Origin of the sequence: Streptomyces brevispora (assembly GCF_007829885.1) — a bacterium.
Classification (GTDB): Bacteria; Actinomycetota; Actinomycetes; order Streptomycetales; family Streptomycetaceae; genus Streptomyces; species Streptomyces brevispora.
The window spans coordinates 4,121,872-4,146,718 of record NZ_VIWW01000001.1; the positions used below are offsets into that span (position 1 = coordinate 4,121,872).

The window sequence follows — 24,847 nt, forward strand, 5'->3', positions numbered from 1 at the left end:
GTCCGACACCGCCGCCATCAGGCGGCTGATCAGGCGCGCTCCGGTGCGCAGGGATCTTCACGCTCTACCTGATCTGCAGGGCGGTCACCTCTCAGCCGGCGTGCCCGGGTGAAGCGGGGTGCTCACACTTTTATGGGGTGCAGTGTCATGAGTGACGGTTTCTTCTACTCGTACCACCTGGGCTGGAGCCGCCCCGACGCCGAGTCGCTGCTCGGTGACCTGGAGGCGGCGGGCGTGGGGCCCGCCCACCCGGTCACCCGCCGCATCACGCTCATCAGCCCGGGAGCCGAGTCGTCGGGCACCCAGTCGTGGGTGACCAGGGACCAGTTGGTGCTCCTGGCCGGCCTGCAACGCCTGGACCAGGTCGACTTCCTGCTCTGGGTGGGCAGCGGAGCCGGGGTACCCACCCGGGTCCGGCGGACGGACGACGGTACGGTCGCGCTGCAGTTCACCCTCGGCCGGCTGAGCCCCGACGAGCGGGAAGCGGTCGTCCGGGCGATCCGCGAGGCGATAGGCAGGGCCTCGGTGCTCTGCGTCGGCTTCGTGGTCGACCGGGAGGGCGCGTCCGCGGAGACCGACTGGAGAGGCTTCATAGTGAAGGGGTCGGCGTACTTCGACTGCTGGCCGGACACGCTGGCGGTACGTTCCGAAGTCGCCTCCATGCAACCGCAGTTGTCCGGTGTCAGCTCGTTCGAACAATCGCCCTGGGTCGTCTACGGCAGTGAAGTCCCCAGCAGGTAAGGGCAGTAGGGGACCGCGAGCGGGATCGACTCCGGCCGGTCGCACCACAGTGAGACCGGCCGTTGAGGAGCGGCCCTCAACGGCTGCTCGCTCATCGCGCACCTGCTCCACTTCAGAGGCTGCCGCCGACACCGACACCGACACCGACCGTGGCCGCGACGAGTGCGATCACCCCGAGGTAGTCCATCGCGCTGGTGCCGTTGTCGCGCCAGTCGTACGAGCCGGGGGCGGCGGACTGCGTCCCGTCGTCCTCCACCAGCCGGTCGACGGCCAGGCCCACGGCGGAGCCGGTCACCAGAACGACGGCCGGCATCAGTGCGCCCTCGACCCCCAGGACCTCCCACGGAACGGCGTATCGGTGGCCGAGCGCCACGAGGGGAACGCCGAGTGAGGCGAGCGGGTACAGCAGACGGGACGAGCGCTGGTCCTCGGGCAGGACGCGGGCTGCGGCGAGAACGGTCAGTGCGGTGCTGACGACGGCGGGCACATGCAGCAGGGCCAGCCGCCAGGTGAACACGTCGAGCCGCTCGTCGGTGGCCAGGTGCTCGACGATCCCGCGCGAGAGCAGATACCCGGAGACGAGGAGAACGAGGACGCCGACCGCCCAGCTGCGGATCAGCGCGAAGAGCGAACCGCTGCCGCCGCGCCTGCCGCCACTGCCGGATCCGCCGGTACCGCGCCCAGGAGGTACCTGGCCCGCACCTCCGCTTCCCCAGCCGCTGCCACCATTCACGGTTCTTCCCTTCCGGCGTTCGCACGCACAGCCCACGCCCCGCACGATCCGACCACCGTGCGCGGCGTGAGCGTACGTCGGTCCGCCCCGGATTGCCTGGGCCGTTGGTCCCAAAGTCGGTCCCAAACAGGGGTGTTGCAGCGAAACCGTCAACTCCGGAGTGTGCGGGAGGAGGACGGCTGGTACCGAATCTTCGACAGGTTCAACAAGCCGTCGAACAAGAAGAAGAGCCGCCGGAGGGCACTCCCGCGTCCGAGATGGCCAAGAACGATGGCGGAGCACGTATCGCGGGTCAGGACCTGTCCCCGGATCAGCTCAGGCGAATGGACGAGGCATGGAATGCCAAGAGTGACAGCGAGAAGTACCAAGCGCGCATGACCGGCAAGTTGAAGGACCCCAGGACAGCGATGGAATACCAGGGTGTCTCGTGAGGAAGGGGTGGCGCAACCATGGGTGAGCGGTCGGATCTGGAGGCTCTGGAAGCCGCGATCGACGGGTACGAGCCACCGCCGGTCGAGTGGACGGACGACCTGTGGGCCCTGTACGAGCGTACGGAGACGGAGCCGTACCTGCCGCTCACCCAGGAGCAGCGGCGTCTCTTCGCACAGGAACGCGTCCGGGAACGCCGGATGGCCGAAGTCCAGCGTCTGTTCGAGTCCCTGAACAGGTGGCTGGAGGAGACCGGGCTGCGGGAACCGGCGCGGGCCGCCGATCTGGCGGAGCGTTGGGTGAGGATGAACCTCTACGCGCTCCCCGGGACGAGGCTGCTGTACGAGCTGGGCGTGCCGCACGGGGAGGCGGCGTTGCCGCGCCTCGTGGCCGACGAGGCGGTGGACCCTGCCGACCGGGCGGTTGTCCGTTCATGGCTCATCACGCTGCGCACGCCGCGCAACCGTGCGCTGGGCCGTCGACCCCAGCTTGGTGAGACACCGCTGTTCCCTCCGGCGGTGCACGGCCTGGCCGACGCCTGGAGGGCCGGCACCGAAGCGCCGAGCGAGGTCGCGGTGAACCGGGAGAACATCGCCGCCGTCCGCGCCGCGCTGGAAGCGCTCCTGCAAGGAGTCGGGCAGGACCTGAGCGGCACGGCGGAGCGGCGAGCCGGGCGGGGCTCCTCGCCGCGGGTTGGGCCCCTGGGCCCACGCGTCCGCGTCGATCGGGTTGTTAGCGTGCGGAGTCCGTATGCATGCGCGTCCGCGTCAGCGGTTCGCCGGTCAGGAGCGGTGAGAAATGAAGGCACGTACGGCAGCCATGGCGGCCACCACAGCAGTGCTCTGCCTCGCGGCCGTCGCCTGCGGGCCCTCCGACGACAAACCCGGGAACGACGGCAAGGGAGCCGGTACGTCCGCGAAGCCGAGCGGTACGGACACCCAGGACCCGGCCGCCGGTGACTCCGCCGCCCCGGACCCCACCTCGACGCCCACCAGCAGCGGCAAGGTCCTCAGCAAGGCGGAGCTCGCCAAGGTGGCCCTGACCACCGGCGAGGTGGCGCACTATGAGGTCACCCCCATGCAGGGCGGCGACGAGACCGGCACCGAGAAGTCCGAGAACGAGGACTGCCGGCCCCTGGTCGCCGTGATCAACGGCGCCCCCGAGCCCGCCGCGGCCGCCACCGTCTTCCGTACCGTCATGGACAAGTCCGAGGAGGGCCAGGACGACCAGACCGTCGTCACCGAGATCCTCACCTCGCACCCCAACGGCTCCGCGCAGCAGATCATGCGCGATGTCCGCGACGCGGTCCATGCCTGCGCGGGCGGATTCCGTACGTCGAGCGAGGACGGCCCCTCCTCGTACACCCAGGTCAAGCGGCTGAACCTGCCCAGGGCAGGCCAGGAGAGCATCGCCTACCAGGTGACCGGGAGCATCGAGGGGGACAAGGTGCCGCTGGTCTTCCAGCTGGTTCGGACGGGGTCGACCGTCGTCACCTTCTACGTGGCCAACTTCCTCGACACGAAGACCCCGCAGCTCCCGGCCGAGCTGGTCACCGCCCAGGCCGCGAAGCTGCCCTGACCCGGAGCAGTCGCGAGGGACAGGGCCCGGACCGGCACGGTCCGGGCCCTGTCGCCGCTGCGCAGGTGCGCGCCCCGGGTCAGGCGCCCGGGCTCTTCCCGTAGTAGGGCCTGACGGTCCTGCCCAGCTTCCGCTGGATCGACCGCAGCATCCGGATGGTCGGCTCGTCGGCGAGTCCGGTGGTCGTCGGCCATTCGACACCCGTGCCCGCGAGGTCGCTGACGAAGACGATCTCCGTGGCCAGCAGCACGCGTGCCCAGTCCGCCGGTGGGAGCGGGACGTCGTCGCCGAGCGCGTCACGCAGCAGATCGGTCCGGTCGACGAGATCCCGGGCGTCCGCGAACCCCATACCGACGGCGAGCTGATCGCTGCACCGGGCCGGGCCGCCCCATTCGAGGAGCGCCCGCCGCAGCAGCCTCGTCTCGTCCTCGGTCAGCAGTTCGCTCGCCGCCACTTCGCTTCCCGGCATCAGTTCAGCTCTTCCCAGTACTTCTCGAGTTTGGCCGGGTCCCGCCGGAACACGGTTCCGCCGTCCGGGCTCATCGGGTCGTGGATCACGATAGTCGTGCCGTCCTTGCCCAGGAACGCCTTCCGACCGCCGCCCAGCTCCTTGGTCCGCGACGGATTCTTGATCACGTCCTTGGTGAGGTCGGCGAGATCCTTCTGCGACAGACCGGGGAAGTCACCGGCGTGCTTGCCGTCCGCGTGCCCCTTGGCGATGTCGTCGGCGTCCTCGAACCGGTCCTCGTCGGTGCACCAGGAGTTGTTGTGCACCAGGAGGGGGACGCCGCCGGCCAGCACGTAGTACGTGTGGATGCCGTTGACGGTGAGGTCGTGGGTGGTCTGCCGCTGGGTGTAGCGGGAGACACCGGCGACGGTGAGCACGGAACCGTCGGGGGTACGCAGGTCCATACCCGGGGAGATGTCGCCGGCGTCGGCCCAGCGCCGCTCGCCGGTCACCCAGAACGGGTGGGTGTCGGTCGCGGTGATCACCGCGGGACCGCCGGAGGTGCGGAAGACCAGGCGGGTGAAGTCCTTGTCGTCGTGGGTCGTGATCGACCGCTCGACGCGGCGTGCCCGGGTCAGGCCGCTGTCCGGGTCCGTGGCCTCGACCAGGTCACCGGCCCGGACCGCCTCGATGGAGACCGTACGTCCGTCGGCGAGCAGTACCCGCGTACCGGGCAGGAAGCTGTGCTTGACCTTGCAGTTGGGTTTCTCGTCCTTCTTCGGCGGGCTCTTCTTCTCGCCCTCGACCTTCTTTCCGGCCTTCTCCAGGGCCTCTTCGGCTTCCTTGACCTTCTTCCGGCTCTTGATGAGGCCCTTGAGGCCGTCGTAGAGCTCGGTGCCGTGCTTCTTCAAGCTCTTGATGAGCTTGTAGGCCTTCTTCCACTTCCAGGGCGCCCCGTACTTCGCCCCCAGCTTTCCGACCGCGCCGCCGATCAGGCTCAGCAGGACGTTGATGAGGGTTTCGGTGCAGGCGCCCATGTCGCCCTTGGTGATGCAGTCCAGGGCGTCGGTGATGCCCAGCTCGTCGGCGAGGATCTTCGCGAGTTCCTTCGCGGCCTCGAGCGCCTTGTCACCGTTGGACTTCGATTCCTTCTGCGCGTCCTCAAGGCCCTTCAGCGCCTTGTCGTACTCGATCTGTGCCGGAGTCTTGGCCGAACCGTCCGGATTCCTGTCCGACGCCGGGTCACCGTTGCCCGGACTGTTCGAACCGCCGTTCCGCGCGCCGGCGTTACCGTCGCCGCCGCAGTTCCCGCCGCCACCGATCCGGCAGACCTGAACCCCGATCTTCTCCGTCAGATCGGCGCCGATCCCCGTCGCCACCAACGCGCCGACGACCGCCGCGACCACCAGGACCAGACCCAGATACTCCAGCGCACCCTGACCCCGGTCGCGCCGTCCACGGCGCTTGCGCCCGCCACGTAACCCCAGCAGACGCGCATCCGTTCGCGGCACGGCATGCCGAAACCTGCGACGCACTCGGCGTACCCGACGAAAGACCCCCGACTGTGACATGTCTCGACACTAGGTTCCGGGCACCCCCGTCGTCTTGGGCCCCCGGCCCCATCTCCGGGCTCAGCGGCGGCTGTTCAGCCGAGCTCCTCGTCGCTCTGGGCGATCTCCACCCGTATGCCCGGCCGCAGCCCCCACTTCGCCATCGCACCGGCCTCCGACTCGATCACGTGCCGGGCCTGGATCCGCGGCAGTCCCAGCCGTCCCGGCTTCATCGTGTGGACCGCCACCACGTTCAACTTCCGGTCCAGGTAGGCCACATCGATCGTGAACCGCATACGGAAGGAGTGCACACTCCCGCACGGCGTGATCAGCAGCGCGCCGTCGATGCCGTCCTGCCCGAGCAGCCCGCGGCTCCGGTGACGGTACGAGGCCGCGATCCGCAGCGGTATCTCTGCCTGCCGTTCCCCCTCTTGGTCCGTGATCGTGAGCGTTCCTGTGCCATTGCGCCATCGAGCCATGGCCATGACGGTAGCGCCACGTGACGGCCTATGGGCCCGTAACGGCGCGCTGTGGGCCCCAGGGCCCATGCCCCCTGTACGCGGGGGCGCCTAGGGTCGGTGACGTGTACGCCATGCTGATAGGGGTCGCCGCCCTCTGGGGCGCCGCGACCGGACTGCTGGTCCCGCGCGCGGCCTACCGGTTCTCCGTCGAACCCGAGGACGCATGGCGGGACACCTGCCCAGCCGGCCATGCCCTCACCGGGCCGGGCCGCGGCTGGCTCGGCTCCACGCGCTGTACGACCTGCGCCGAGGTGGGGGCGGCCATCGCCGTGCACACGGCCACCGGGCCAGGGGCGGCCCAGCCGGAGCCGGACGCGGAGGCCGATCCGGAAACGGACACAGGAACGGTCACGGCTACGGACGCCGCGGGCACGACGCCGCGCGGCGGCGGCCCACGCTACGCACCGTCCCTCCTCGTCCCCGTCGTCTCCACCCTCGGCTGCGCCGCAGTCGCCGCGACCACCGGGGCCCGCCCCGAGCTCGCCGTGTGGCTGCTGCTCGCCCCCGTCGCGGTACTCCTCGCGGCCATCGACCGCCGCGTCCACCGGCTGCCGGACGAGCTGACGCTGCCGGCCGCGGGGATCGCCGCGGCCCTCCTGGGCATTGCCGTACTGCTCCCGGAACACGGCGGCTCCTGGCTGTCCGCCCTGCTCGGCGGAGCGGCCCTCGGCGCCTTCTACTTCCTGCTCTTCCTCATCAACCCGACCGGAATGGGCTTCGGCGACGTCAAGCTCGCGCTCTCGCTGGGCGTGGCGCTCGGCTGGTACGGCTGGGCCGTCGTGTTCGCCGGGGGCTTCGCCGGATTCCTGTTCGGCGCGGCGTACGGTCTCGCCCTGATGATCATGCGCGGCGCCGGGCGCAAGACGGGCATCCCGTTCGGCCCGTTCATGATCGCCGGTGCACTGGTGGGGATCTTCCTCGGCGGCCTGACGGCCTGACGGGCGTGACGGGCGTGACGGGCCTGACGGGCGTGGCGGCCTGGCGGCGTGGCGGCGTGGCGGGCCTGGCGGCCTGAGCCCGGCCCTCGTCCGCCAACTGCCCCTGCCCCGTCCTATTACGGTCGCGTGCGGCGGTGCCCGGCTGAGACCATTCGGTATGGCCGGAACACCCGAGGACACACAAGCGGCAGAGGCGGCCCGGCGGGCCCGGTTCGACGCCCTGGTCACCGAGGCGGACACCGTCTCCGTGGCCGGCTGGGACTTCTCCTGGCTCGACGGCCGGGCCACCGAGGAACGGCCCTCCTGGGGTTACGCCCGTGCCATGGGGGAGCGGCTCGGCAGGGCGAGCGCCGCGCTCGACATCCAGACCGGCGGCGGCGAGGTCCTCGCCTCCGCGCCGAAACTGCCGCCGCTGACCGTCGCCACCGAGTCCTGGCCGCCCAACATCGCCCGCGCCACCGCCCTTCTGCACCCGCTCGGTGCGGCCGTGGTCGCGGACGCCGACGAGCCGCCGCTGCCGTTCGGCGACGCGGCCTTCGACCTCGTCGTCAGCCGGCATCCGGTGACCACCTGGTGGGACGAGATCGCCCGGGTCCTGGCGCCCGGCGGCACGTACTTCTCGCAGCAGGTCGGCCCGGCCAGCGTCTTCGAACTCGTCGAGTACTTCCTCGGCCCGCAGCCGCCGGAGGTACGCGGCGGACGCGACCCGGAACAGGCGCGCGCCGCGGCCGAGGCGGCCGGACTCGAAGTCGTCGACCTGCGGTTCGAGCGACTGCGTGCGGAGTTCTTCGACATCGGCGCCGTCGTCTACTTCCTGCGCAAGGTGATCTGGATGGTGCCGGGCTTCACCGTCGAGCGGTACCGGCCACAACTCGCCGCACTGCACCGCCGGATCGAGACCGAGGGGCCGTTCGTCGCACACACCACCCGCTTTCTGGTCGAGGCCCGCAAACCCGGGCGGCCGGTCTGAGGCCCCATGCCCTTCACACGCCGGAAGGATGGCACTCTGGTCGCTCAGCGCACAGGGAAGGAGCAGGCCATGAGGGTCGGCAGCGACGAAGAAGCCACGCGCAGCCCGCGGCAGGGGAACTCCGAATGGCTCAGAGGCGCACGGATCGTGGGTGTCCTCGGCGTCTTCTACCGCCCGGAGGGGCGGATGGGTGAGCCGGAGGCCGTCGAATTCCTGCTCTCCGACAGCCAGTCGGTGATTCTGACCTGTGCCTCCGACGGCACCCTGCACGTCGGCGCCGGTACCTGGCCACGCCTTCCCGACTGGTGTGTACCGGCCGCGCAGTGGGAGTTCGCCGCGATGGCGAACCTGCCGCAACCGCCCGACGGCGGCTGGACGGTGCTGAGCACCGAGGAGCGCCGGGACGAGCGGGGCGAGGTCCACGAGGCCGTCATCCGCTGCGAGGGCGGCCGCTTCGTGGTCATCGGCGGCGACACCGTGGGAATCAGGTTCACCCGGGGCCACCGGGGCGCCGCGTCGGCCACCTGACGGCAGGCGGCCACGGGCAGGCGGACGCCGACGCCATCCGGAGGGCACCGGCGTCGCGAACCCCGGCGGCGGCCGCTCACAGCCGGAATGTGGACGTCCTGTGCATCTCTCGTGGACACCTCCGGCGTCAAGGCGACACTCCCGGGCGTCCGCGCAGGTCCAGAGGCTCCGGAACCCCGTATTCCGTGCTCACAACGGAGTCCCGCACATTCGGAGAGTAATTATTTGACGGCGATGCACACAGCATCACTTACGAAGGGTTATGGTGTAACCCCCCCCTCGGGCCGGTCCGTAACCCCCCCCACGGACCGGCCCGTTTTTTTGTGCCCCCGCGCAAGCGGGGCCGCGGCACCCGCCGAGGTGCGGACCGTCAGGCCCGTCCGGCCCAGATGTTGGTGCCCGCGGTATCCACGGCGAAGGTGTCGATCTCCTTCAGATCCGCCGCGGACAGAGCCGGCCCGGCCAGCGCCGCGACGTTCTCCTCCAGCTGCCGCACGCTCGACGCGCCGATCAGAGCCGACGTCATACGGCTGTCGCGCAGCACCCAGTTGAGGGCCAGCTGGGCCAGCGACTGGCCGCGCCGGTGCGCGATGTCGTTCAGCCCGTTGAGCCGGCGCACCACCTCGTCCGAGAGCAGGTCCGGGTCGAGGGACTTGCCCTGAGTGGCGCGCGAACCCTCAGGAATGCCCTTCAGGTACTTGTTGGTCAGCAGCCCCTGGGCGAGCGGCACGAAGGAGATGCAGCCCATGCCGGCCGCCTCCAGCGTGTCCAGCAGACCGTCGTCCTCGGTCCAGCGGTTGATCATCGAGTAGGACGGCTGGTGGATCAGGGCCGGCACGCCCATCTCCTTGAGCAGCCGGGCCGCCTCGGCGGTCTGCTCGGAGTTGTACGAGGACACCCCGACGTACAGCGCCTTGCCCTGCCGCACGGCGGAGGCCAGCGCCCCCATCGTCTCCTCCAGCGGGGTGTCCGGGTCGAAGCGGTGGGAGTAGAAGATGTCGACGTGGTCGAGGCCCATCCGCTTGAGGGAGGCGTCGAGCGACGACAGCAGGTACTTGCGCGAGCCCCACTCGCCGTACGGGCCGGGGTGCATGTCGTACCCGGCCTTGGTGGAGATGACCAGCTCGTCGCGGTAGGGGGCGAAGTCCTGGCGGAAGAGCTTCCCGAAGTTGAGCTCGGCGGAGCCGGGCGGCGGGCCGTAGTTGTTGGCCAGGTCGAAATGGGTCACGCCGAGGTCGAAGGCGCGGCGCAGAATGGCGCGCTGCGAGTCGAGGGTGCGGTCGTCGCCGAAGTTGTGCCACAGGCCGAGCGAGACGGCCGGGAGCTTGAGGCCGCTGCGGCCGGTGCGGCGGTACTCCATGGAGTCGTAGCGCGACCCGGCGGCCCGGTATGAGGAATGGGGAGAAGGGGAATCAGTCACGTTTCCCTCTCTATCACGGACTTGTGACAGGCCGGGTTGGGCCGGTGCGGCGACCGCGCAGTAATGTGGCGGCTTCGGGACTGCCACGGCACGGCCGGGGCGATCAGCCCCTCCCAGTGCGGCGGTCCCCAGAGGGGACAGCCCCGGGCAAGGCGGCGGGCGGGCCCGCACGGAACCGAGAGGTGGACTCAGTGAACTTGCGCGACCTGGTGTACGGGCTCTATGCCCGCCGGGTGGAGGCCCGCCTCGATCACGCCCAGGTGCCCAAGCACATCGGTGTCATCCTCGACGGGAACCGGCGCTGGGCGAAGGCCTCCGGCGGCACCGCCGCGGAGGGACACCAGGCGGGCGCGGACAAGATCAAGGAACTCCTCGGCTGGTGCAGCGAGACCGACGTCGAAGTCGTCACCCTCTGGATGCTGTCCACGGACAACTTCGACCGGCCCGAGTCCGAGCTCATCCCGCTCCTCGGCATCATCGAGAACACCGTGCGGGACCTCGTCGCGGACGGCCGCTGGCGGGTCCACCACGTCGGCACGCTCGACCTGCTGCCCGCGCACACCCAGACGGTCCTCAAGGAGGCCGAGCAGGCCACGATCGGGGTCGACGGAATACTCGTCAACGTCGCCGTCGGCTACGGCGGCAGGCAGGAGATCGCGGACGCGGTGCGGTCGCTGCTGCTCGACCACTCCTCGAAGGGCACGTCCTTCGAGGACCTGGCGGAGATCGTCTCCACCGACCTGATCTCCGAGCACCTCTACACCCGGGGCCAGCCCGACCCCGACCTCGTGATCCGGACCAGCGGGGAGCAGCGCCTCTCGGGCTTCATGCTCTGGCAGAGCGCCCATTCGGAGTACTACTTCTGCGAGGTCTTCTGGCCGGCCTTCCGCCGGGTCGACTTCCTGCGGGCCCTGCGTGATTACGCGGCCCGCCACCGCCGCTACGGCGGCTGACACCACAGGCGCCCCCACCGCCGCGCGTGACGGAGCGGCTCGGGCGGCATGTCTTCGCGGGTTCCAGGGCATACCCCTGACAGGTCGACGTCCGGTCAGGAACCAGGCGGACGTCGTCACCAAGTGAGCGGCATGGAGTCCGCTCGCCCGGGAGGCCCTTTGCACACGAAGGACCGTACATACAGTGCGGCTGACGTCGAGGGCCGGCGCTCGGCCCGCGCAAGGTGGCCGAAGCCCGGTCCGTCCTCTCCCTTTGGGATGCTCCGCGACGTCGTCGCACCCCAACCTCGTCCGAGGGGGTACGTCCTTCCGTGGTGACCAGCACAAAGCGCCGCATGCCCGACAGGCGCACCTATGTTCTCGACACCAGCGTCCTGCTGGCCGATCCGAACGCCATGTCCCGGTTCGACGAGCACGAAGTCGTGCTCCCGATCGTCGTGGTCACGGAACTGGAGGCCAAACGGCAGCATCCGGAGCTCGGGTACTTCGCCCGGCAGGCCCTGCGCCTGCTGGACGACTTCCGGGTCCGGTACGGCCGGCTGGATGCCCCGATCCCGCTCGGGGATCTGGGCGGGACGCTGCGCGTCGAACTCAACCATTCCGATCCCGGCGTACTGCCCGCCGGCTACCGGTTGGGGGACAACGACTCACGGATTCTCGCGGTCGCGCGCAATCTCCAGGCCGAGGGGTACGACGTCACGGTCGTCTCCAAGGATCTGCCGCTCCGTATCAAGGCGTCGTCGGTCGGCCTTCTCGCCGAGGAGTACCGCGCCGAACTCGCCATCACCGACGCGGGCTGGACGGGTATGGGCGATCTGCCCCTCTCCGCCGAACAGGTGGATCTGCTCTTCGGAGAGGAGACGCTGTACATCCCCGAGGTCGCCGATCTGCCCGTGCACACCGGTCTGGTCCTCCAGTCCGAGCGCGGCAAGGCGCTCGGCCGGGTGACGCCGGAGGGCAACGTCCGGCTCGTCCGCGGCGACCGGGAGGCCTTCGGCATCCACGGCCGCAGCGCCGAGCAGCGCATCGCCCTGGATCTGCTGCTGGACCAGGACGTCGGCATCGTCTCGCTCGGCGGCCGGGCCGGCACCGGTAAGTCCGCACTGGCGCTCTGCGCCGGTCTGGAGGCCGTGCTGGAGCGGGGGCAGCACAAGAAGGTGATGGTCTTCCGCCCGCTGTACGCGGTCGGTGGGCAGGATCTCGGCTATCTGCCCGGTTCCGAGGCCGAGAAGATGGGCCCCTGGGCGCAGGCGGTCTTCGACACGCTCTCGGCGGTCGCCGGGCGCGACGTCATCGAGGAGGTCCTGGGGCGCGGCATGCTGGAGGTGCTGCCGCTCACCCACATCCGGGGCCGGTCGCTCCACGACGCCTTCGTGATCGTCGACGAGGCCCAGTCGCTGGAACGGAACGTCCTGCTGACCGTGTTGTCCCGGATCGGGGCGAATTCCCGGGTGGTGCTCACGCATGACGTGGCCCAGCGGGACAACCTCCGGGTCGGCCGGTACGACGGAGTGGTCGCCGTGGTCGAGAAGCTGAAGGGACACCCGCTCTTCGCCCACGTCACGCTCACCCGGTCCGAGCGCTCGCCCATCGCCGCGCTGGTGACCGAAATGCTGGAGGAAGGTCAGATCTGACAGGGGATGGGACAGTTGGTGCCGCCCGGCGAGCCAGAGAGCTTAGCCGGGCGGCATCGTGTTGCGGTGCCATTTCCGCAATTCACATGCTCCAAACGAGGTGTGAGCTTTCACACGCAACGGATAATTGCTTCCCGGCGTTCCGTTCCGGCAGAGTCTTGCTTCCGTCAGGCCCCGCATACGGCACACCCGCACCTTCAGAGGTGCACCGCACCTCACAACTCAACAATCGCCGTCCGTATGCCGCCCGCGAGCACCACGCGGCGCTTCCTCCGGGGAGTCGCCCACCGGGCCCGTGCCTCCCGTGACCCAAGCAGTAGGGAGGCCAGCGTTCAGGGGCACGATTGCGCCCGCGAGGTCACCTAAGCGGGCGATGCTGGAAGGACACCGTGTGAGCCGGATCTCGGTCCGGGGGTTCGCTGTGGCATCTGCCACAGCGGTAACCACCGTAGGCGCCGTCGTAGGAGTTGCGGCGGGCAGCACCCCTGCTGTCGACGACAACAACTTCGAGGCCACCGCAGCCGACACCACGCTGCTCGCTGACATCCCCGCGGGCCAGCAGGCCCAGGTGCAGACCGCTTCGCTGACGCAGCAGGCCGACGCCCAGGCGTCCGCGGCCGATGCGACGGCGAAGAAGTCCGCGGAGGAATCGGCCCGCATCCAGGCCGCCAAGGACGCCAAGACCAAGAAGCAGGCGGCCGAGGACCAGCTGGCGAAGGAGCGGAAGGCCGAGCAGGACAAGAAGGACGCTGCCGAACGCGCCAGCCGTTCCGAGGTCCGCAGCGCCTCCGCGTTCGCCACTCAGGGCTCGTACTCCGTCGCCGAGGTTCAGGCGATGGCGCGTCAGATGATTCCTGGCGACCAGTTCCAGTGCTTCAGCAACATCGTGAACCACGAGTCCACCTGGAACTACCGGGCGAGCAACCCGTCCTCCGGTGCCTACGGCCTCGTCCAGGCACTGCCCGGCTCCAAGATGGCGTCCGCCGGTGCCGACTGGCAGACGAACCCGGCTACCCAGATCAAGTGGGGCCTCAGCTACATGGACGGCCGCTACGGCAGCCCGTGCGGTGCCTGGTCCTTCTGGCAGGCCAACCACTGGTACTAGAACCTTCCGAGGTTCGGTTCTCAACCTCACGAAGCCCCTCGCCGTCCTACGGTGAGGGGCTTCGCGCATGTACGGTCGTGCGGGACCGCTTCCGGGGGGAGCGGTGGGGAGAGTGGACGGGGGTAGAGGAACCGTTATGTCGAAACTGCCGGGATGGCTCGGACAGCTGGGTGCCGAACTGACCAAAATGGGTGAGCGCCTGGAGGAACTCCGCGTCGAGGCGGACGACGAGGACGACCGGGCGGTGCACGAGGGTGCGCCGGTGACGGCCGACGCGGTGCCGGGGGCCGGGTCCGCGAAGGGCGCCGCCGCCGACCATGTGCCGCCACCGCCCGCGTACGCGCCCTCGGTCGCCGCGCGCCCCGATCCGGTCGCGGCGATCCCCTGGGGGATGCGGGTCGCCGCCGAGGCCGGCTGGCGGCTGCTCGTGCTCGCGGGCACCCTCTGGGTGCTGATGCGGGTCATCAGCGCGGTGCAGCTGGTGGTGCTGGCCTTCGTCGCCGCACTCTTCGTCACCGCGATGCTCCAGCCGACGGTCGCCCGGCTGAAGGGGTACGGACTGCCGCGTGGACTGGCCACCGCGGTCACCGCGGTCCTGGGCTTCGTGATCATGGGCCTGGTCGGCTGGTTCGTGGTCTGGCAGGTGATGGACAACATCGACACCCTCTCCGACAAGGTGCGCACGGGTATCGACGACCTGAAGAACTGGCTGCTGGACAGCCCGCTCCATGTCACCGACCAGCAGATCAACGACGTCGCGAAGAACCTCAGCGACACCGTCGGCACCAACACCGAGGCGATAACGTCCGCCGGACTCCAGGGCGTCACGGTGATGGTGGAGCTCCTCACCGGGATGCTCCTGGCGATGTTCTCCACGCTGTTCCTGCTGTACGACGGCAAGCGCATCTGGCACTGGGTGCTGAAGCTCGTGCCCGCCCAGGCGCGGCCGGGTGTCGCCGGTGCCGGTCCGCGCGCCTGGCGGACGCTGACCGCCTATGTGCGGGGCACGGTCATAGTCGCGATGATCGACGCGATCTTCATCGGGCTCGGGATCTACTTCCTCAATGTGCCGATGGCCGTACCGCTGGCCGTCTTCATCTTCCTCTTCGCCTTCATCCCGCTCGTCGGAGCGGTGGTCTCCGGCGCACTGGCCGTGGTGGTCGCGCTGGTCACCGAGGGCGTGTTCACGGCACTGATGGTGCTGGTGGTGGTGCTGGCGGTGCAGCAGATCGAGGGCCACGTCCTGCAGCCGTTCATCCTGGGCCGCGCGGTGCGGGTGCATCCGCTGGCCGTGGTGCTCTCGGTCGCCGCGGGCGGCATGATCGCGGGCATCGGGGGTGCGGTCGTCGCGGTGCCGCTGGTCGCGGTGACCAATACCGTGGTCGGCTATCTGCGGTCGTACGGGCAGGAGGAGTCCCGGCGCCACTCGCCGCCACCGCACGGCTCGACCGCACTGGACACGGCGCCGACCCCGGCACCCGGATCGCCGCCGGAGGACATCGACGACGGCAGCGACGACGAGCCGGTGGACCACGCGCCGAAGAAGATCTGAGCGGGCACGAAAGAAGGGCCCCGAGGACGGTCGGTCGTCCTCGGGGCCCTTCTCGTTCATGGGTACTGCGGGTGCTACTCGGCGAGAACGGCCTCGGCTTCGAGGGTCACGCCGACCGCCTGGATCACCGAGGCAATCTTGACGGCTTCCTGAATGGTCTCACGGTCCACGCCGGCCGCGCGCAGCACCTGCTCGTGGGAGTCCAGGCACTGGCCGCAGCCGTTGATCGCGGAGACGGCGAGCGACCACAGCTCGAAGTCGACCTTCTCCACGCCCGGCTTGCCGATCACGTTCATCCGCAGGCCCGCACGGAGCGTCCCGTACTCGGGGTCCGACAGCAGGTGCCGGGTCCGGTAGAAGACGTTGTTCATCGCCATGATGGCGGCGGCCGACTTCGCGGCGGTGTACGCCTCCGCGGAGAGGTTGGCCTTCGCCTCCGGCTCCAGCTCGCGCAGCACCTTCGGCGAGCGCGAGGCGATCGCGCAGGCGAGGACGGTGCCCCAGAGCTGCTGCTGCGGCAGTTCGCTGTTCCCGATGACCGAACCGAGGTTCAGCTTCAGGTCCTTGGCGAAGTCCGGAACGGCGGCCTTCAGTTCGTCGAGTGCCATGTCTGTGTCAGCTCACTCGCCCGAGAGGAGCGCGACCGGGTCCAGGGTCGTCTCGCCCTTGGTCCAGTTGCAGGGGCAGAGCTCGTCGGTCTGCAGGGCGTCGAGGACCCGCAGGACCTCCTTGGGGTTACGGCCCACGGAACCGGCGGTCACCATCGTGAACTGGATCTCGTTGTTCTGGTCGACGATGAAGACGGCGCGCTGCGCGAAGCCGTCCTCGCCCTCGATGCCGAGGTCACGCATGAGCTCGTGCTTGGAGTCGGCCAGCATCGGGAACGGCAGGTCGGTCAGGTCCGGGTGGTCCTTGCGCCAGGCGTGGTGCACGAACTCGGAGTCACCGGAGAAGCCGAGGATCTGGGCGTCGCGGTCGGCGAACTCCTCGTTCAGCTTGCCGAAGGCGGCGATCTCGGTGGGGCACACGAAGGTGAAGTCCTTCGGCCACGCGAAGACGATCTTCCACTGGCCCTCGTAGGTCTTGTGGTTGATCTGCTCGAACTCCTTGCCGCTCTCCAGCGAAACACAAGCAGTCAGGTCGAACTCGGGGAACTTGTCACCGACAGTGAGCACGCGCTCTCCTTGCAGCGTAGGAATTCCCTTTTTGGGGGAGTTCCTGAGGGTTGGACGGTTCCCACCATGGCACAGAGTGCATTGATCGCGGAAATAGCTACACTCGGTCGTGATGATCGGAGGTGCCTATCAGTGGCGCAGGCGAACCAGGGCAACCGGCCCAAACAGCCCAGCCTCTCTCAGCTGCGCGCCTTCGCGGCGGTGGCGGAACATCTGCACTTCCGGGACGCGGCGGCGGCCATCGGGATGAGTCAGCCCGCACTCTCCGGAGCCGTTTCGGCGCTGGAGGAGTCACTGGGTGTCCAGCTCATCGAGCGCACGACGCGCAAGGTACTGCTCTCGCCCGCCGGAGAGCGGCTCGCGGTGCGGGCCCGCGCCGTGCTGGAGGCCGTCGGTGAGCTGATGGAGGAGGCCGAAGCGGTGCGGGCGCCCTTCACCGGGGTGCTCAGGCTCGGCGTGATCCCGACCGTCGCCCCGTACCTGCTGCCGACCGTGCTGCGACTGGTCCATGAGCGCTACCCGGACCTCGACCTCCAGGTGCACGAGGAACAGACCTCCTCGCTGCTGGAGGGGCTGGCCGCGGGGCGGCTCGATCTGCTGCTGCTCGCGGTGCCCCTCGGGGTGCCCGGGGTGACCGAACTCCCGCTCTTCGAGGAGGACTTCGTGCTGGTCATGGAGCGCAGCCACTGGCTCGGCGGACGGGCCGACATCCCGCGCGAGGCGCTGCGGGAGCTGCCGCTGCTGCTGCTCGACGAGGGGCACTGCCTGCGCGACCAGGCGCTCGACATCTGCCGGGAGGCGGGCCGTACCGAGGGCGCGCCCGTCACCACGACCGCGGCCGGGCTCTCCACCCTGGTGCAGCTCGTGGCCGGCGGGCTCGGGGTGACGCTGCTGCCGCGCACCGCGGTGACGGTCGAGACCGCCCGCAACGAGGCGCTGACCACCGGGTACTTCGCGGATCCGGCACCCGCCCGGCGGGTCGCGCTCGGGATGCGGACGGGGGCGGCCCGGCACGAGGAGTTCGAGGAGTTCGCGGCGGCGCTGCGCGGGGCGATGACGACGCTGCCGGTACGGGTGGCGACGGCCGGCCGGACCTGATCACGGGCCCGGCCGGCCGTCAGGGCGCTACTCGCTGCGCAGCCCGTCGGGGCGCATCATGCGCCACAGCGGTGGCAGGGAGAGCAGGGTGACCACCAGGATGAGGGCCGCACCCGCGCCCGCCATCGGCAGGAACAGCCACCAGTCGGTCGCTTCCTTGCCGACCATCCAGCACAGCGTGGCGCCGAGGGCGAGGCCGCCGGCCACCGCCACCACGAGCCCGATGACCACCGGGATCGCGGTCTGCCACAGCACCGACCAGCCGAGGGTGACCCGGCGGGCGCCGAAGGCGACCAGGACCGACAGCAGCCGCTTGCGCTCGCGCAGCTGCTCCAACTGGGAGACCAGCATGGACGCGGCGATCAGCAGCAGGGTGGCGGTCGCGCCGACCTGCAGGCCGGTCCGGACGCTCGCGTACTGCCGGTCGCGCTCGACCGCGGCCAGGGCGGACACGCGCATGCCGGGGTCGAGACGGGCCGCCGTGTTGCGTACGTACTCGGCGGCGTCGGGGACGTGTTCGTCGATGCTGATCTGTGCGATGGTCTCGGCTCCTGGCAAGGACCGCGCGTCGATCGCCCCCGGCGTGACCATGATGCCCGAGTGTTCCTCGCCGAACGGGTCTGTCCTGCCTCTGACGGTCGGGCTGTCGGCCGGCAGCGTCCAGTGCAGCGGCTTGCCCCGGCCGTAGGAACCGAACTCGATCACCTTGCCCTTGCGGGCGGTCTGGTCGACCCACCCGGCCTGCCCCTTGTCCCTGGGGTGGACGACGAAGGTGTCGCCGTCCCGGCAGGACGTGATCCGGGCGAGCTCGCGCAGGGTCGCGCAGTCCCCGACGCTGAACGACGTGGTGGGCTGGAGGTCGTCGTCGGCGTACTTTCCCGGCTTGGTCGCGTATGCCTCGACCGTGCCGATGACCTTGGCGACACCCTTGGTGGCGCGGAGTTCCTTGATCGTGTTCAGGGCGGCGTCGCCGCTGACGATCTCGGAGGCGATGTAGATCTGGGCGCGGGACGGGTCCTGGCCGGTGATCTTGTTGAAGTCGTCGTTCATCGCGGCGAACAGCATCTGCAGGGCCACCGCACCGGCCACGGCGACGGTGACGCCGCTGACCGCGCGGGAGGCAGCCCCGCTGCTCAGCTGGAGCCGGCGGGTGGCCAGCTGCCAGGGGACCGGGCCGCCGCGCAGCCGTTTCACGCAGGCCTCGACCAGCCAGGGCAGGAGCAGGGCGAGCCCGAGCAGGACCAGCACCGCGCCTATGACGATCGGGTACGGGTTGACGGGTCCGTACTCCTCGAACCTGCCGGTGACTCCGAAGACCGCGAGCCCGGCGACCGGCAGCAGCAGCCGCCACCACAGGCGGCGCTTGCGGCTGCCGCCGTTGCGTACGACACCCAGCGGCTCTATGACCACGGACCGCATCGCGATCAGGGTGACGAGCACCGAGGTGAGCGGCACCGCGACGGCGATCAGTGCGGCGATCCGGGTGTCCGGGGCCAGGTCGGCGGGGAAGGCGCTGAAGTCCCACACCTCGACGTATCCGACGAAGTGACGTCCCACCAGGAAGACGACGAGGCCGATGACGAGGCCGAGGACCGCACCGAACAGGGCCTCGCCGGCTGCGATCCTGTGGGTCATCCGGATGTCCGCACCCACCAGGCGCAGCGCGGCGAGACGGCGGTCGCGGCGGTCGCCGCCGAAGCGCACGGCGGTGGCGATGAAGATGGCCACGGGGGCCAGCAGCACCACGCAGACCATGGCGGCCAGCACGACGAGCATCGGCGGCAGTGGGTCGGCAGGTCCGGTGCCGCCGTATCCCGCGATCCGCTGGCCGCCGGCCGCTCCGGTCAGGGTGTCGCTGCCGGCGTAGAACCACAGCTCGCCGGGGGAGCGCAGGCCCGTGTCCGCGATCGTGCCGGTCACTTCGTACGGCAGCCGCTCCTTGAGCAGCGCGTTCTCCGGGGAGTCGAGGAGTTTCCCGAGCGCGGGGGAGACCACCATCTCGCCGGGGGCGGGGAGGGTGTCGATGCCCGGGGGGACGACCGGGTGGCCGCCGTCGGCGCGCATCAGGAAGCCCGTGACGGGGCGGCCGTGGTACGCGGTGCTCGCTTCTATCCGCAGGACCGTGCTGTCCGACTTCTTCGCCGAGGCGCCGGGGAAGCCGGAGATCTTGGTCACGGAGCGGGACTGGTCCCGGGCGGACCGCTCGTCGAGCGCGTGCGGCACGGAGGAGGCGGTGAGCAGCAGCGCCACACCGAGTCCCACGCCGACGGCGGTGAGCAGGGTGCGGACCCAGCCCTCGCGGCCGCCGCCGGCGGCGAACCGGATGCCGAGCCCGAGGTCGCGCAGCCAGGGAGCGGTGCGGGACGGGGCCTGGGCAGGAGGCACCGGTCCGGCCGGGGCCCTCTTCCGGTCGAGCAGGGTCATATGGAGTGCTCCAGGTCGCGGGCCCGGCCGTCGCGCACGGTGACGTCGCGGTCGGAGTAGGCGGCGACACGGGCCTCGTGGGTCACCAGGACCACGGCGACGTTGGCGGACCGGGCCGCCTCGGTGAGCAGCTGCATGACGCGTTCGCCGTTGAGGGAGTCCAGGGCGCCGGTCGGCTCGTCCGCGAAGATCACCTTCGGGGAGGCGGCCAGTGCGCGGGCCACGGCGACGCGCTGGCCCTGGCCGCCGGACACCTCGCCGGGACGCTTGGCGCCGAGGTCGTCGACCTCCAGGCGCTCCATCCACTCCAGGGCGGTGCGCTCGGCGGCCTTGCGCCGGGTGCCGTTCAGCCGGAGCGGCAGGGCCACGTTCTCCACGCAGGTCAGCTCGGGGACGAGCTGGCCGAACTGGAACACGAAGCCGAACTCGCTGCGGCGCAGGGCGCTGCGCTCGGCGTCGGACATCGCCGACAGCTCCCGGCCGGCGTAGGTGATGGTGCCGGAGTCGGGGGTGATGATCCCGGCGAGGCAGTGCAGCAGGGTGGACTTGCCGGAGCCGGAGGGGCCCATCACGGCGACGACCTCGCCGGGGTGGACGGAGAACGAGGCGCCGTCGAGCGCGGGTGTCGTCCCGTACGTCTTGTGCAGGTCGTGGGCTGCGAGCAGCGAACCGGCGGGGGTCACGGGGCTACCACCTCGGCGAGCTTGTCGAGCCGTGCGGCGGTCAGTTCCAGCCAGCGCAGATCGGCTTCGAGGTGGAACAGGGCGTGGTCGCAGATCAGCTGGTCGGCGAGGTCGCCCTGGCGCTTGCGGTCGGTGAGGATGCGCATCAGGCGCAGGTGCTCGGAGCGCTGGGCGTCCAGCACCCCGGCGGCGCTGCGGCCGGTGAGCATCGCCAGGACGACCTTGGTGTAGAGGGTCGACTGGAGATACGGCTCCGGCTTCTCGGGCTGCGCCAGCCAGGTGGCGACGTCGCTGATGCCGGCGTCGGTGATGGCGTAGCGCTTGCGCTCGGGACCGCCGTCGGTCTCCACGCCGTCGACCTCGACGAGGCCGTTCTTGAGGAGCCGGGACATGGTCGAGTAGACCTGCCCGTAGTGCAGCGGGCGGTCGTGACCGAACTTCTCGTCGAACGTCCGCTTGAGGTCGTAGCCGTGGCGGGGGCCGGACTCAAGGAGCCCGAGCAGGGTGTGGCCGATAGACATGCGGGCACTGTACACGGTGTGTATACCTCGCGTGTATACCGGTCGCTCCGTCGCTCGCGGGCCCGCCCCGCGGCCGGGGAACGCCGGGGAACGGAGTTCCGGGGCGGGTCCTTCGGGCGGTCATTCCGGCTCGGGCGCCCCCGGCGGCCGCCCCCGGCGCCGGATCGGTGCGGCCCCGCCGGGCAGCCGCCCCGCCTCCGCGAGCGCCCGCCGCAGCAGGAACTCGATCTGCGCGTTCGCGCTGCGCAGCTCGTCCGACGCCCAGCGTGCCAGTGCGTCGTGTACCGCGGGATCCAGCCGCAGCAGCATCTGCTTGCGCTGCTGCGGCCTGCGCCGCGGCGTTTCGTCCGTCACTGGTAGAGCGTGCCCGTGTTGAGGACCGGCTGCACCGCGCGGTCGCCGCACAGCACCACCATCAGATTGCTCACCATGGCCGCCTTCCGCTCCGGGTCGAGCTCGACGATGTCCTGCTCGGCGATCCGGCTGAGAGCCATCTCGACCATGCCGACGGCGCCCTCCACGATCTGCTGCCGCGCCGCGACCACGGCGCCGGCCTGCTGGCGCTGGAGCATCGCGGAGGCGATCTCGGGGGCGTACGCGAGGTGGCTGAAGCGCGACTCGATGATCCGGACGCCCGCGGCCTGCACCCGTGCCGTCAGCTCCACGGCCAGCTTCTCGGTGATCTCCTCGGCGTTGCCCCGCAGCGAGAGGCCACCCTCGTCGTGGGCGTCGTACGGGTACTCGATCGCGATGTGCCGGACGGCCGCCTCGGTCTGGGTGGCGACGAACTCAAGGAAGTCGTCGACCTCGAAGAGGGCCTGTGCGGTGTCCTCGACCTTCCAGACGACGATCGCGGCCAGCTCGATCGGGTTGCCGTAGGCGTCGTTGACCTTGAGGACCGCGGTCTCGTGGTTGCGGACGCGGGTGGAGATCTTGCGGCTGGAGGTCAGCGGGTTGATCCAGCGCAGACCGTCGGAACGGATCGTGCCCACGTACCGGCCGAAGAGCTGGATGACCCGGGCCTCGCCCGGTGCGACCATCTTCACACCGCCCATGCAGAAGAACGAGACGATGACGAGCAACACCCCGAGGACGCAGACCGGGACGCCGACGCCGTTGTTCCCGTTCGAGCCGATGACGCCGCCGACGATGGCCAGCCCGACGCCGACGATCACGCCGATCACCGTCAGCAGCAGGCCGAGGCCGCCCGCGATGCTGTGCGCCTTCGTCTCGCGGACCTGCGGTTCCGGCATCTGCGGCGCGTCCGGCGTGAGGTCGGCCGACGGTGTGGTGGTGGTGGCCGGAACGTGTGGGTCAGTCATGGAATCCCCCGTGTGGATGGGCTGGCACAACGCTAGCAATGTGATTACACATTAACTGATTTGGCAACCCTGAGCGCCTCTCATGAGTCGGTTCCCTTGAAAGCGGGTGCTGATTGTCACGTACGGAAACGGGTGGATCGTTGGCTTTCCGCCCTTGCCAACGGTGTTAGCTGGCAGGTCCGAGCTGATCCGGTCGAGCAGAGAAACGGGAGCAACACAGCAATGGGTCGAGCGGATGCGCGACGAGCCCAGCGGCACGGGTCGCGGCGGGCCGTGAAGAGCGGCGGCATACGCAGGCTCTTCACCTGGCGAAAACTACTGGGCGCGGCCTTCGGGCTCTGCCTGCTGGGCATGGGCGCGTTCGCCGTGCTCTACATGGTCGTGCAGGTACCGGAGGGCAACGCGCAGGCCAGGCTCCAGGCCAACGTCTACAAGTACTCCGACGGCACGTTGCTGGCCCGGACGGGCGAGATCAACCGGGAGATAGTGAGCCTCGCCGAGGTGCCCAAGGACGTTCAGCGGACCTTCGTGGCCGCCGAGAACAAGTCCTTCTACCACGACCAGGGCGTCGACTTCAAAGGCACCGCCCGTGGCCTGATCAACACCGTTTCCGGCAAGGGCAAGCAGGGTGGCTCGACCATCACCCAGCAGTACGTCAAGAACTACTACCTCGACGCGGACCAGACGGTCACCCGCAAGCTCAAAGAGCTGGTCATCTCGCTGAAGGTCGACCAGCAGCGGAGCAAGAGCGAGATCCTCGCCGGGTACATCAACACCAGTTACTACGGCCGCGGCGCCTACGGGATCCAGGCCGCGGCACAGGCGTACTACGGCAAGGACGCCAAGGACCTGGACGTCGCCGAGGGCGCCTACCTCGCAGCCCTGCTCCAGGCCCCGAGCCAGTACGACTGGGCCGTCGCCACCCCGAGGGGGAAGGCGCTCGTCAAGGAGCGCTGGAACTACGTGCTGGACAACATGGTCGGGGAGCACTGGCTGGACTCCGGCGCGCGCCAGGGGATGAAGTTCAAGATTCCGCAGACCCCGAAGCCGGCGGAGGGGATCACCGGCCAGAAGGGCTACATCGTCAACGCGGCCCGTGCGGTGGTGCAGAAGCAGGAGAACATCACCGACGCGCAGTTCGACGTCGGCGGCTGGACGATCATCGTCAACATCGACAAGAAGAAGCAGCGGCAGCTGGAGAAGTCGGTCAAGACGAAGCTGATCGACAAGCTGGACACCAAGGGGCGCAAGCTCGACAAGGACGTCCAGGCCGGCGCGGTCTCGGTCGAACCGAAGACCGGCAAGGTGCTCGCCCTGTACGGCGGACGCGGCCTGACCGAGCACTGGACGTCGAACGCCACCCGGCGCGACTACCAGCCCGCCTCCACCTTCAAGCCGATCATCCTCGCCGCCGCACTCGACCAGGAGTCGCAGACCCAGGACGACCAGCAGATCACCGCCAACACCCGCTACGACGGCACGAGCAAGCGCCCGGTCAAGGGCAGCGACGACGCCTTCGCACCGGAGAACGAGGACGACCAGAACTACGGCCAGGTCACCGTCCAGACCGCGATGAACAAGTCCATCAACTCCGTCTTCGCGCAGATGGGCGTGGACGTCGGCATGGACCGCGTGATGCAGACCGCGGGCAAGCTCGGCATGGATGTGAAGGGACTCCCGGCGGTGCCGGCGCAGACACTCGGCTCCATGGGCGCGAGCCCGATGGAGATGGCCGGGATCTACGCGACCCTCGACAACCACGGCAAGAAGGTCACGCCGCAGATCGTGAAGTCCGCCCAGAAGCAGGGCGACGAACCGGTCAAGCTGCCCGACGCGATCGGCGACCAGGTGATCAAGCGCCAGGCCGCGGACTCCGTGACCTCCGTGCTGACCGGTGTGGTCGACGACGGTACGGCCCACCAGGCGGTGCGTAACGCCGAGGGACTGGCCGACCAGCAGATCGCGGGCAAGACCGGTACGTCGGACGACAACAAGTCGGCCTGGTTCACCGGCTACACCCCGGACCTGGTCACCTCGGTGGGCCTCTTCGGTGAGGCCGCCTTCCCCCGCACCGCCGACGACGGCAAGAAGCTGCGGACCGGGTCCCAGGTGCCGCTGAAGGGCGCCGGCGGTGGCGGCCGGGTCAACGGCGGTGGCTTCCCGGCCGAGATCTGGGCGGACTTCACCGCTCAGGCGATGGGCGCGCCGAGCAAGTTCGACCTCGACACCGACATGGGCGCGGCGGTCACCCCGCCGCCGGACACCAGCTCGCCCAGCCCGAGCACCTCGCCCTCCGACAAGGCGTCCCCGTCGAAGAGGCCGTCCAGCCCGCCCCCGTCGTCGAATCCGCCGACGCGGAGCGAGACGCCGGTGACACCGCCGCCCGTCACTCCCTCGGACGACCCGACGACGGACCCGCCCACCGACCCGACGACCGAGCCGGGACCGACGAGCCCGACCGACCCCCCGGTGAACCCGGGGGACAGCCGGCCCAACGGCGACAACAGCCTGACGCAGTGACCAC

Annotated in this window: 24 protein-coding genes; 12 read left to right on the plus strand and 12 right to left on the minus strand. The window is 69.9% G+C overall.

Annotated features, from left to right (window positions below):
* Positions 1–147: 147 nt before the first annotated feature.
* The gene (locus tag FHX80_RS19330) at positions 148–741 is read left to right on the plus strand and encodes a hypothetical protein (protein ID WP_145765330.1); all 594 of its coding nucleotides are present in this window, start codon (positions 148–150) and stop codon (positions 739–741) included.
* Between the two features lie 112 nt (positions 742–853).
* Here FHX80_RS19330 and FHX80_RS19335 read toward each other — a convergent pair whose 3' ends face one another.
* Complete coding sequence (locus tag FHX80_RS19335) at positions 854–1,474, minus strand: hypothetical protein (RefSeq protein WP_145765331.1); 621 nt, start codon at positions 1,472–1,474, stop codon at positions 854–856.
* 257 nt (positions 1,475–1,731) lie between these two features.
* On the opposite strand from FHX80_RS19335, the gene FHX80_RS34765 reads away from it, so the two are divergent.
* A complete protein-coding gene (locus FHX80_RS34765) occupies positions 1,732–1,905 on the plus strand; it encodes a hypothetical protein (protein WP_167523576.1) in 174 nt (57 codons plus the stop codon).
* Between the two features lie 796 nt (positions 1,906–2,701).
* A complete protein-coding gene (locus FHX80_RS19340) occupies positions 2,702–3,481 on the plus strand; it encodes a hypothetical protein (RefSeq protein ID WP_145765332.1) in 780 nt (259 codons plus the stop codon).
* 79 nt (positions 3,482–3,560) lie between these two features.
* Here the strand turns inward: FHX80_RS19340 and FHX80_RS19345 are convergent, their stop codons facing one another.
* The 3 genes from FHX80_RS19345 to FHX80_RS19355 form a co-directional block, all read right to left on the minus strand.
* Positions 3,561–3,950, minus strand: a complete 390-nt coding sequence (locus tag FHX80_RS19345) for a hypothetical protein (protein WP_145765333.1) — start codon at positions 3,948–3,950, stop codon at positions 3,561–3,563.
* A complete protein-coding gene (locus tag FHX80_RS19350; protein ID WP_145765334.1) occupies positions 3,950–5,440 on the minus strand; it encodes a Hint domain-containing protein in 1,491 nt (496 codons plus the stop codon). The genes FHX80_RS19345 and FHX80_RS19350 overlap by 1 nt, the downstream gene beginning before the upstream one ends.
* A 134-nt stretch (positions 5,441–5,574) precedes the next feature.
* A complete protein-coding gene (locus tag FHX80_RS19355; RefSeq protein ID WP_145765335.1) occupies positions 5,575–5,958 on the minus strand; it encodes a DUF192 domain-containing protein in 384 nt (127 codons plus the stop codon).
* Between the two features lie 104 nt (positions 5,959–6,062).
* Here FHX80_RS19355 and FHX80_RS19360 point away from each other — a divergent pair, with 104 nt between their 5' ends.
* The 3 genes from FHX80_RS19360 (at position 6,063) to FHX80_RS19370 (ending at position 8,436) form a co-directional block, all read left to right on the plus strand.
* Entirely contained in the window at positions 6,063–6,938 is an 876-nt protein-coding gene (locus tag FHX80_RS19360) for a prepilin peptidase (protein WP_145765336.1), read from the plus strand.
* Positions 6,939–7,095: 157 nt separating this feature from the next.
* Positions 7,096–7,908: a class I SAM-dependent methyltransferase gene (locus FHX80_RS19365; RefSeq protein ID WP_145765337.1), complete on the plus strand. Its 813-nt coding sequence runs from the start codon at positions 7,096–7,098 to the stop codon at positions 7,906–7,908.
* 69 nt (positions 7,909–7,977) lie between these two features.
* Positions 7,978–8,436 (plus strand): hypothetical protein, encoded by a 459-nt coding sequence (locus FHX80_RS19370; RefSeq protein ID WP_145765338.1) that lies wholly within the window; start codon positions 7,978–7,980, stop codon positions 8,434–8,436.
* Between the two features lie 370 nt (positions 8,437–8,806).
* Here the strand turns inward: FHX80_RS19370 and mgrA are convergent, their stop codons facing one another.
* Positions 8,807–9,856 (minus strand): L-glyceraldehyde 3-phosphate reductase, encoded by a 1,050-nt coding sequence (mgrA, locus tag FHX80_RS19375; protein ID WP_145765339.1) that lies wholly within the window; start codon positions 9,854–9,856, stop codon positions 8,807–8,809.
* Between the two features lie 191 nt (positions 9,857–10,047).
* Between mgrA and FHX80_RS19380 the strand changes: the two genes are divergently transcribed.
* The 4 genes from FHX80_RS19380 to FHX80_RS19395 all read left to right on the plus strand — a co-directional run bounded on the left by FHX80_RS19380 (position 10,048) and on the right by FHX80_RS19395 (position 15,100).
* Positions 10,048–10,809: an isoprenyl transferase gene (locus FHX80_RS19380; protein ID WP_145765340.1), complete on the plus strand. Its 762-nt coding sequence runs from the start codon at positions 10,048–10,050 to the stop codon at positions 10,807–10,809.
* A 311-nt stretch (positions 10,810–11,120) separates the two neighbouring features.
* Complete coding sequence (gene phoH2, locus FHX80_RS19385; RefSeq protein ID WP_145765341.1) at positions 11,121–12,443, plus strand: RNA 5'-3' helicase PhoH2; 1,323 nt, start codon at positions 11,121–11,123, stop codon at positions 12,441–12,443.
* A gap of 391 nt (positions 12,444–12,834) precedes the next feature.
* A complete protein-coding gene (locus FHX80_RS19390) occupies positions 12,835–13,548 on the plus strand; it encodes an aggregation-promoting factor C-terminal-like domain-containing protein (protein WP_145765342.1) in 714 nt (237 codons plus the stop codon).
* A 136-nt stretch (positions 13,549–13,684) separates the two neighbouring features.
* On the plus strand, positions 13,685–15,100 hold the full coding sequence (locus FHX80_RS19395; RefSeq protein WP_145765343.1) for an AI-2E family transporter: 1,416 nt from the start codon (positions 13,685–13,687) through the stop codon (positions 15,098–15,100).
* A 74-nt stretch (positions 15,101–15,174) separates the two neighbouring features.
* Here the strand turns inward: FHX80_RS19395 and FHX80_RS19400 are convergent, their stop codons facing one another.
* Together FHX80_RS19400 and FHX80_RS19405 are read right to left on the minus strand one after the other, a co-directional pair.
* Positions 15,175–15,708 carry an alkyl hydroperoxide reductase gene (locus FHX80_RS19400; RefSeq protein ID WP_145765344.1) on the minus strand — a complete coding sequence of 178 codons (534 nt, stop codon included), beginning with the start codon at positions 15,706–15,708 and terminating at the stop codon, positions 15,175–15,177.
* A gap of 12 nt (positions 15,709–15,720) precedes the next feature.
* Positions 15,721–16,275, minus strand: coding sequence for a peroxiredoxin (locus tag FHX80_RS19405; RefSeq protein WP_123461343.1), 555 nt, complete (start codon positions 16,273–16,275; stop codon positions 15,721–15,723).
* A gap of 132 nt (positions 16,276–16,407) precedes the next feature.
* On the opposite strand from FHX80_RS19405, the gene FHX80_RS19410 reads away from it, so the two are divergent.
* Positions 16,408–17,373, plus strand: coding sequence for a hydrogen peroxide-inducible genes activator (locus FHX80_RS19410; RefSeq protein ID WP_145765345.1), 966 nt, complete (start codon positions 16,408–16,410; stop codon positions 17,371–17,373).
* A 27-nt stretch (positions 17,374–17,400) separates the two neighbouring features.
* On the opposite strand, the gene FHX80_RS19415 is transcribed toward FHX80_RS19410, so the two are convergent.
* The 5 genes from FHX80_RS19415 to FHX80_RS19435 all read right to left on the minus strand — a co-directional run bounded on the left by FHX80_RS19415 (position 17,401) and on the right by FHX80_RS19435 (position 22,323).
* On the minus strand, positions 17,401–19,797 hold the full coding sequence (locus FHX80_RS19415) for an FtsX-like permease family protein (RefSeq protein ID WP_145765346.1): 2,397 nt from the start codon (positions 19,795–19,797) through the stop codon (positions 17,401–17,403).
* Positions 19,794–20,480 carry an ABC transporter ATP-binding protein gene (locus tag FHX80_RS19420; RefSeq protein ID WP_145765347.1) on the minus strand — a complete coding sequence of 229 codons (687 nt, stop codon included), beginning with the start codon at positions 20,478–20,480 and terminating at the stop codon, positions 19,794–19,796. The genes FHX80_RS19415 and FHX80_RS19420 overlap by 4 nt, the downstream gene beginning before the upstream one ends.
* Complete coding sequence (locus FHX80_RS19425) at positions 20,477–21,001, minus strand: PadR family transcriptional regulator (RefSeq protein WP_145765348.1); 525 nt, start codon at positions 20,999–21,001, stop codon at positions 20,477–20,479. Before FHX80_RS19425 ends, FHX80_RS19420 begins: the two co-directional genes overlap by 4 nt.
* A gap of 120 nt (positions 21,002–21,121) precedes the next feature.
* Positions 21,122–21,406, minus strand: coding sequence for a type II toxin-antitoxin system antitoxin (locus FHX80_RS19430; protein ID WP_375885304.1), 285 nt, complete (start codon positions 21,404–21,406; stop codon positions 21,122–21,124).
* Complete coding sequence (locus tag FHX80_RS19435) at positions 21,352–22,323, minus strand: SPFH domain-containing protein (protein ID WP_145765350.1); 972 nt, start codon at positions 22,321–22,323, stop codon at positions 21,352–21,354. The genes FHX80_RS19430 and FHX80_RS19435 overlap by 55 nt, the downstream gene beginning before the upstream one ends.
* Positions 22,324–22,545: 222 nt before the next feature.
* Between FHX80_RS19435 and FHX80_RS19440 the strand changes: the two genes are divergently transcribed.
* Complete coding sequence (locus FHX80_RS19440) at positions 22,546–24,843, plus strand: transglycosylase domain-containing protein (RefSeq protein WP_145765351.1); 2,298 nt, start codon at positions 22,546–22,548, stop codon at positions 24,841–24,843.
* The last annotated feature ends 4 nt before the right edge of the window (positions 24,844–24,847 follow it).

Bases quoted from the DNA above. Each gene is read 5' to 3' on its own strand.
- FHX80_RS19330 (WP_145765330.1), top strand. From the start codon at position 148: ATGAGTGACGGTTTCTTCTACTCGTACCACCTGGGCTGGAGCCGCCCC.
- FHX80_RS34765 (WP_167523576.1), top strand. From the start codon at position 1,732: ATGGCCAAGAACGATGGCGGAGCACGTATCGCGGGTCAGGACCTGTCC.
- FHX80_RS19340 (WP_145765332.1), top strand. From the start codon at position 2,702: ATGAAGGCACGTACGGCAGCCATGGCGGCCACCACAGCAGTGCTCTGC.
- FHX80_RS19345 (WP_145765333.1), bottom strand. From the start codon at position 3,950: ATGCCGGGAAGCGAAGTGGCGGCGAGCGAACTGCTGACCGAGGACGAG.
- FHX80_RS19355 (WP_145765335.1), bottom strand. From the start codon at position 5,958: ATGGCTCGATGGCGCAATGGCACAGGAACGCTCACGATCACGGACCAA.
- FHX80_RS19365 (WP_145765337.1), top strand. From the start codon at position 7,096: ATGGCCGGAACACCCGAGGACACACAAGCGGCAGAGGCGGCCCGGCGG.
- FHX80_RS19370 (WP_145765338.1), top strand. From the start codon at position 7,978: ATGAGGGTCGGCAGCGACGAAGAAGCCACGCGCAGCCCGCGGCAGGGG.
- FHX80_RS19395 (WP_145765343.1), top strand. From the start codon at position 13,685: ATGTCGAAACTGCCGGGATGGCTCGGACAGCTGGGTGCCGAACTGACC.
- FHX80_RS19400 (WP_145765344.1), bottom strand. From the start codon at position 15,708: ATGGCACTCGACGAACTGAAGGCCGCCGTTCCGGACTTCGCCAAGGAC.
- FHX80_RS19415 (WP_145765346.1), bottom strand. From the start codon at position 19,797: ATGACCCTGCTCGACCGGAAGAGGGCCCCGGCCGGACCGGTGCCTCCT.
- FHX80_RS19425 (WP_145765348.1), bottom strand. From the start codon at position 21,001: ATGTCTATCGGCCACACCCTGCTCGGGCTCCTTGAGTCCGGCCCCCGC.
- FHX80_RS19435 (WP_145765350.1), bottom strand. From the start codon at position 22,323: ATGACTGACCCACACGTTCCGGCCACCACCACCACACCGTCGGCCGAC.
- FHX80_RS19440 (WP_145765351.1), top strand. From the start codon at position 22,546: ATGGGTCGAGCGGATGCGCGACGAGCCCAGCGGCACGGGTCGCGGCGG.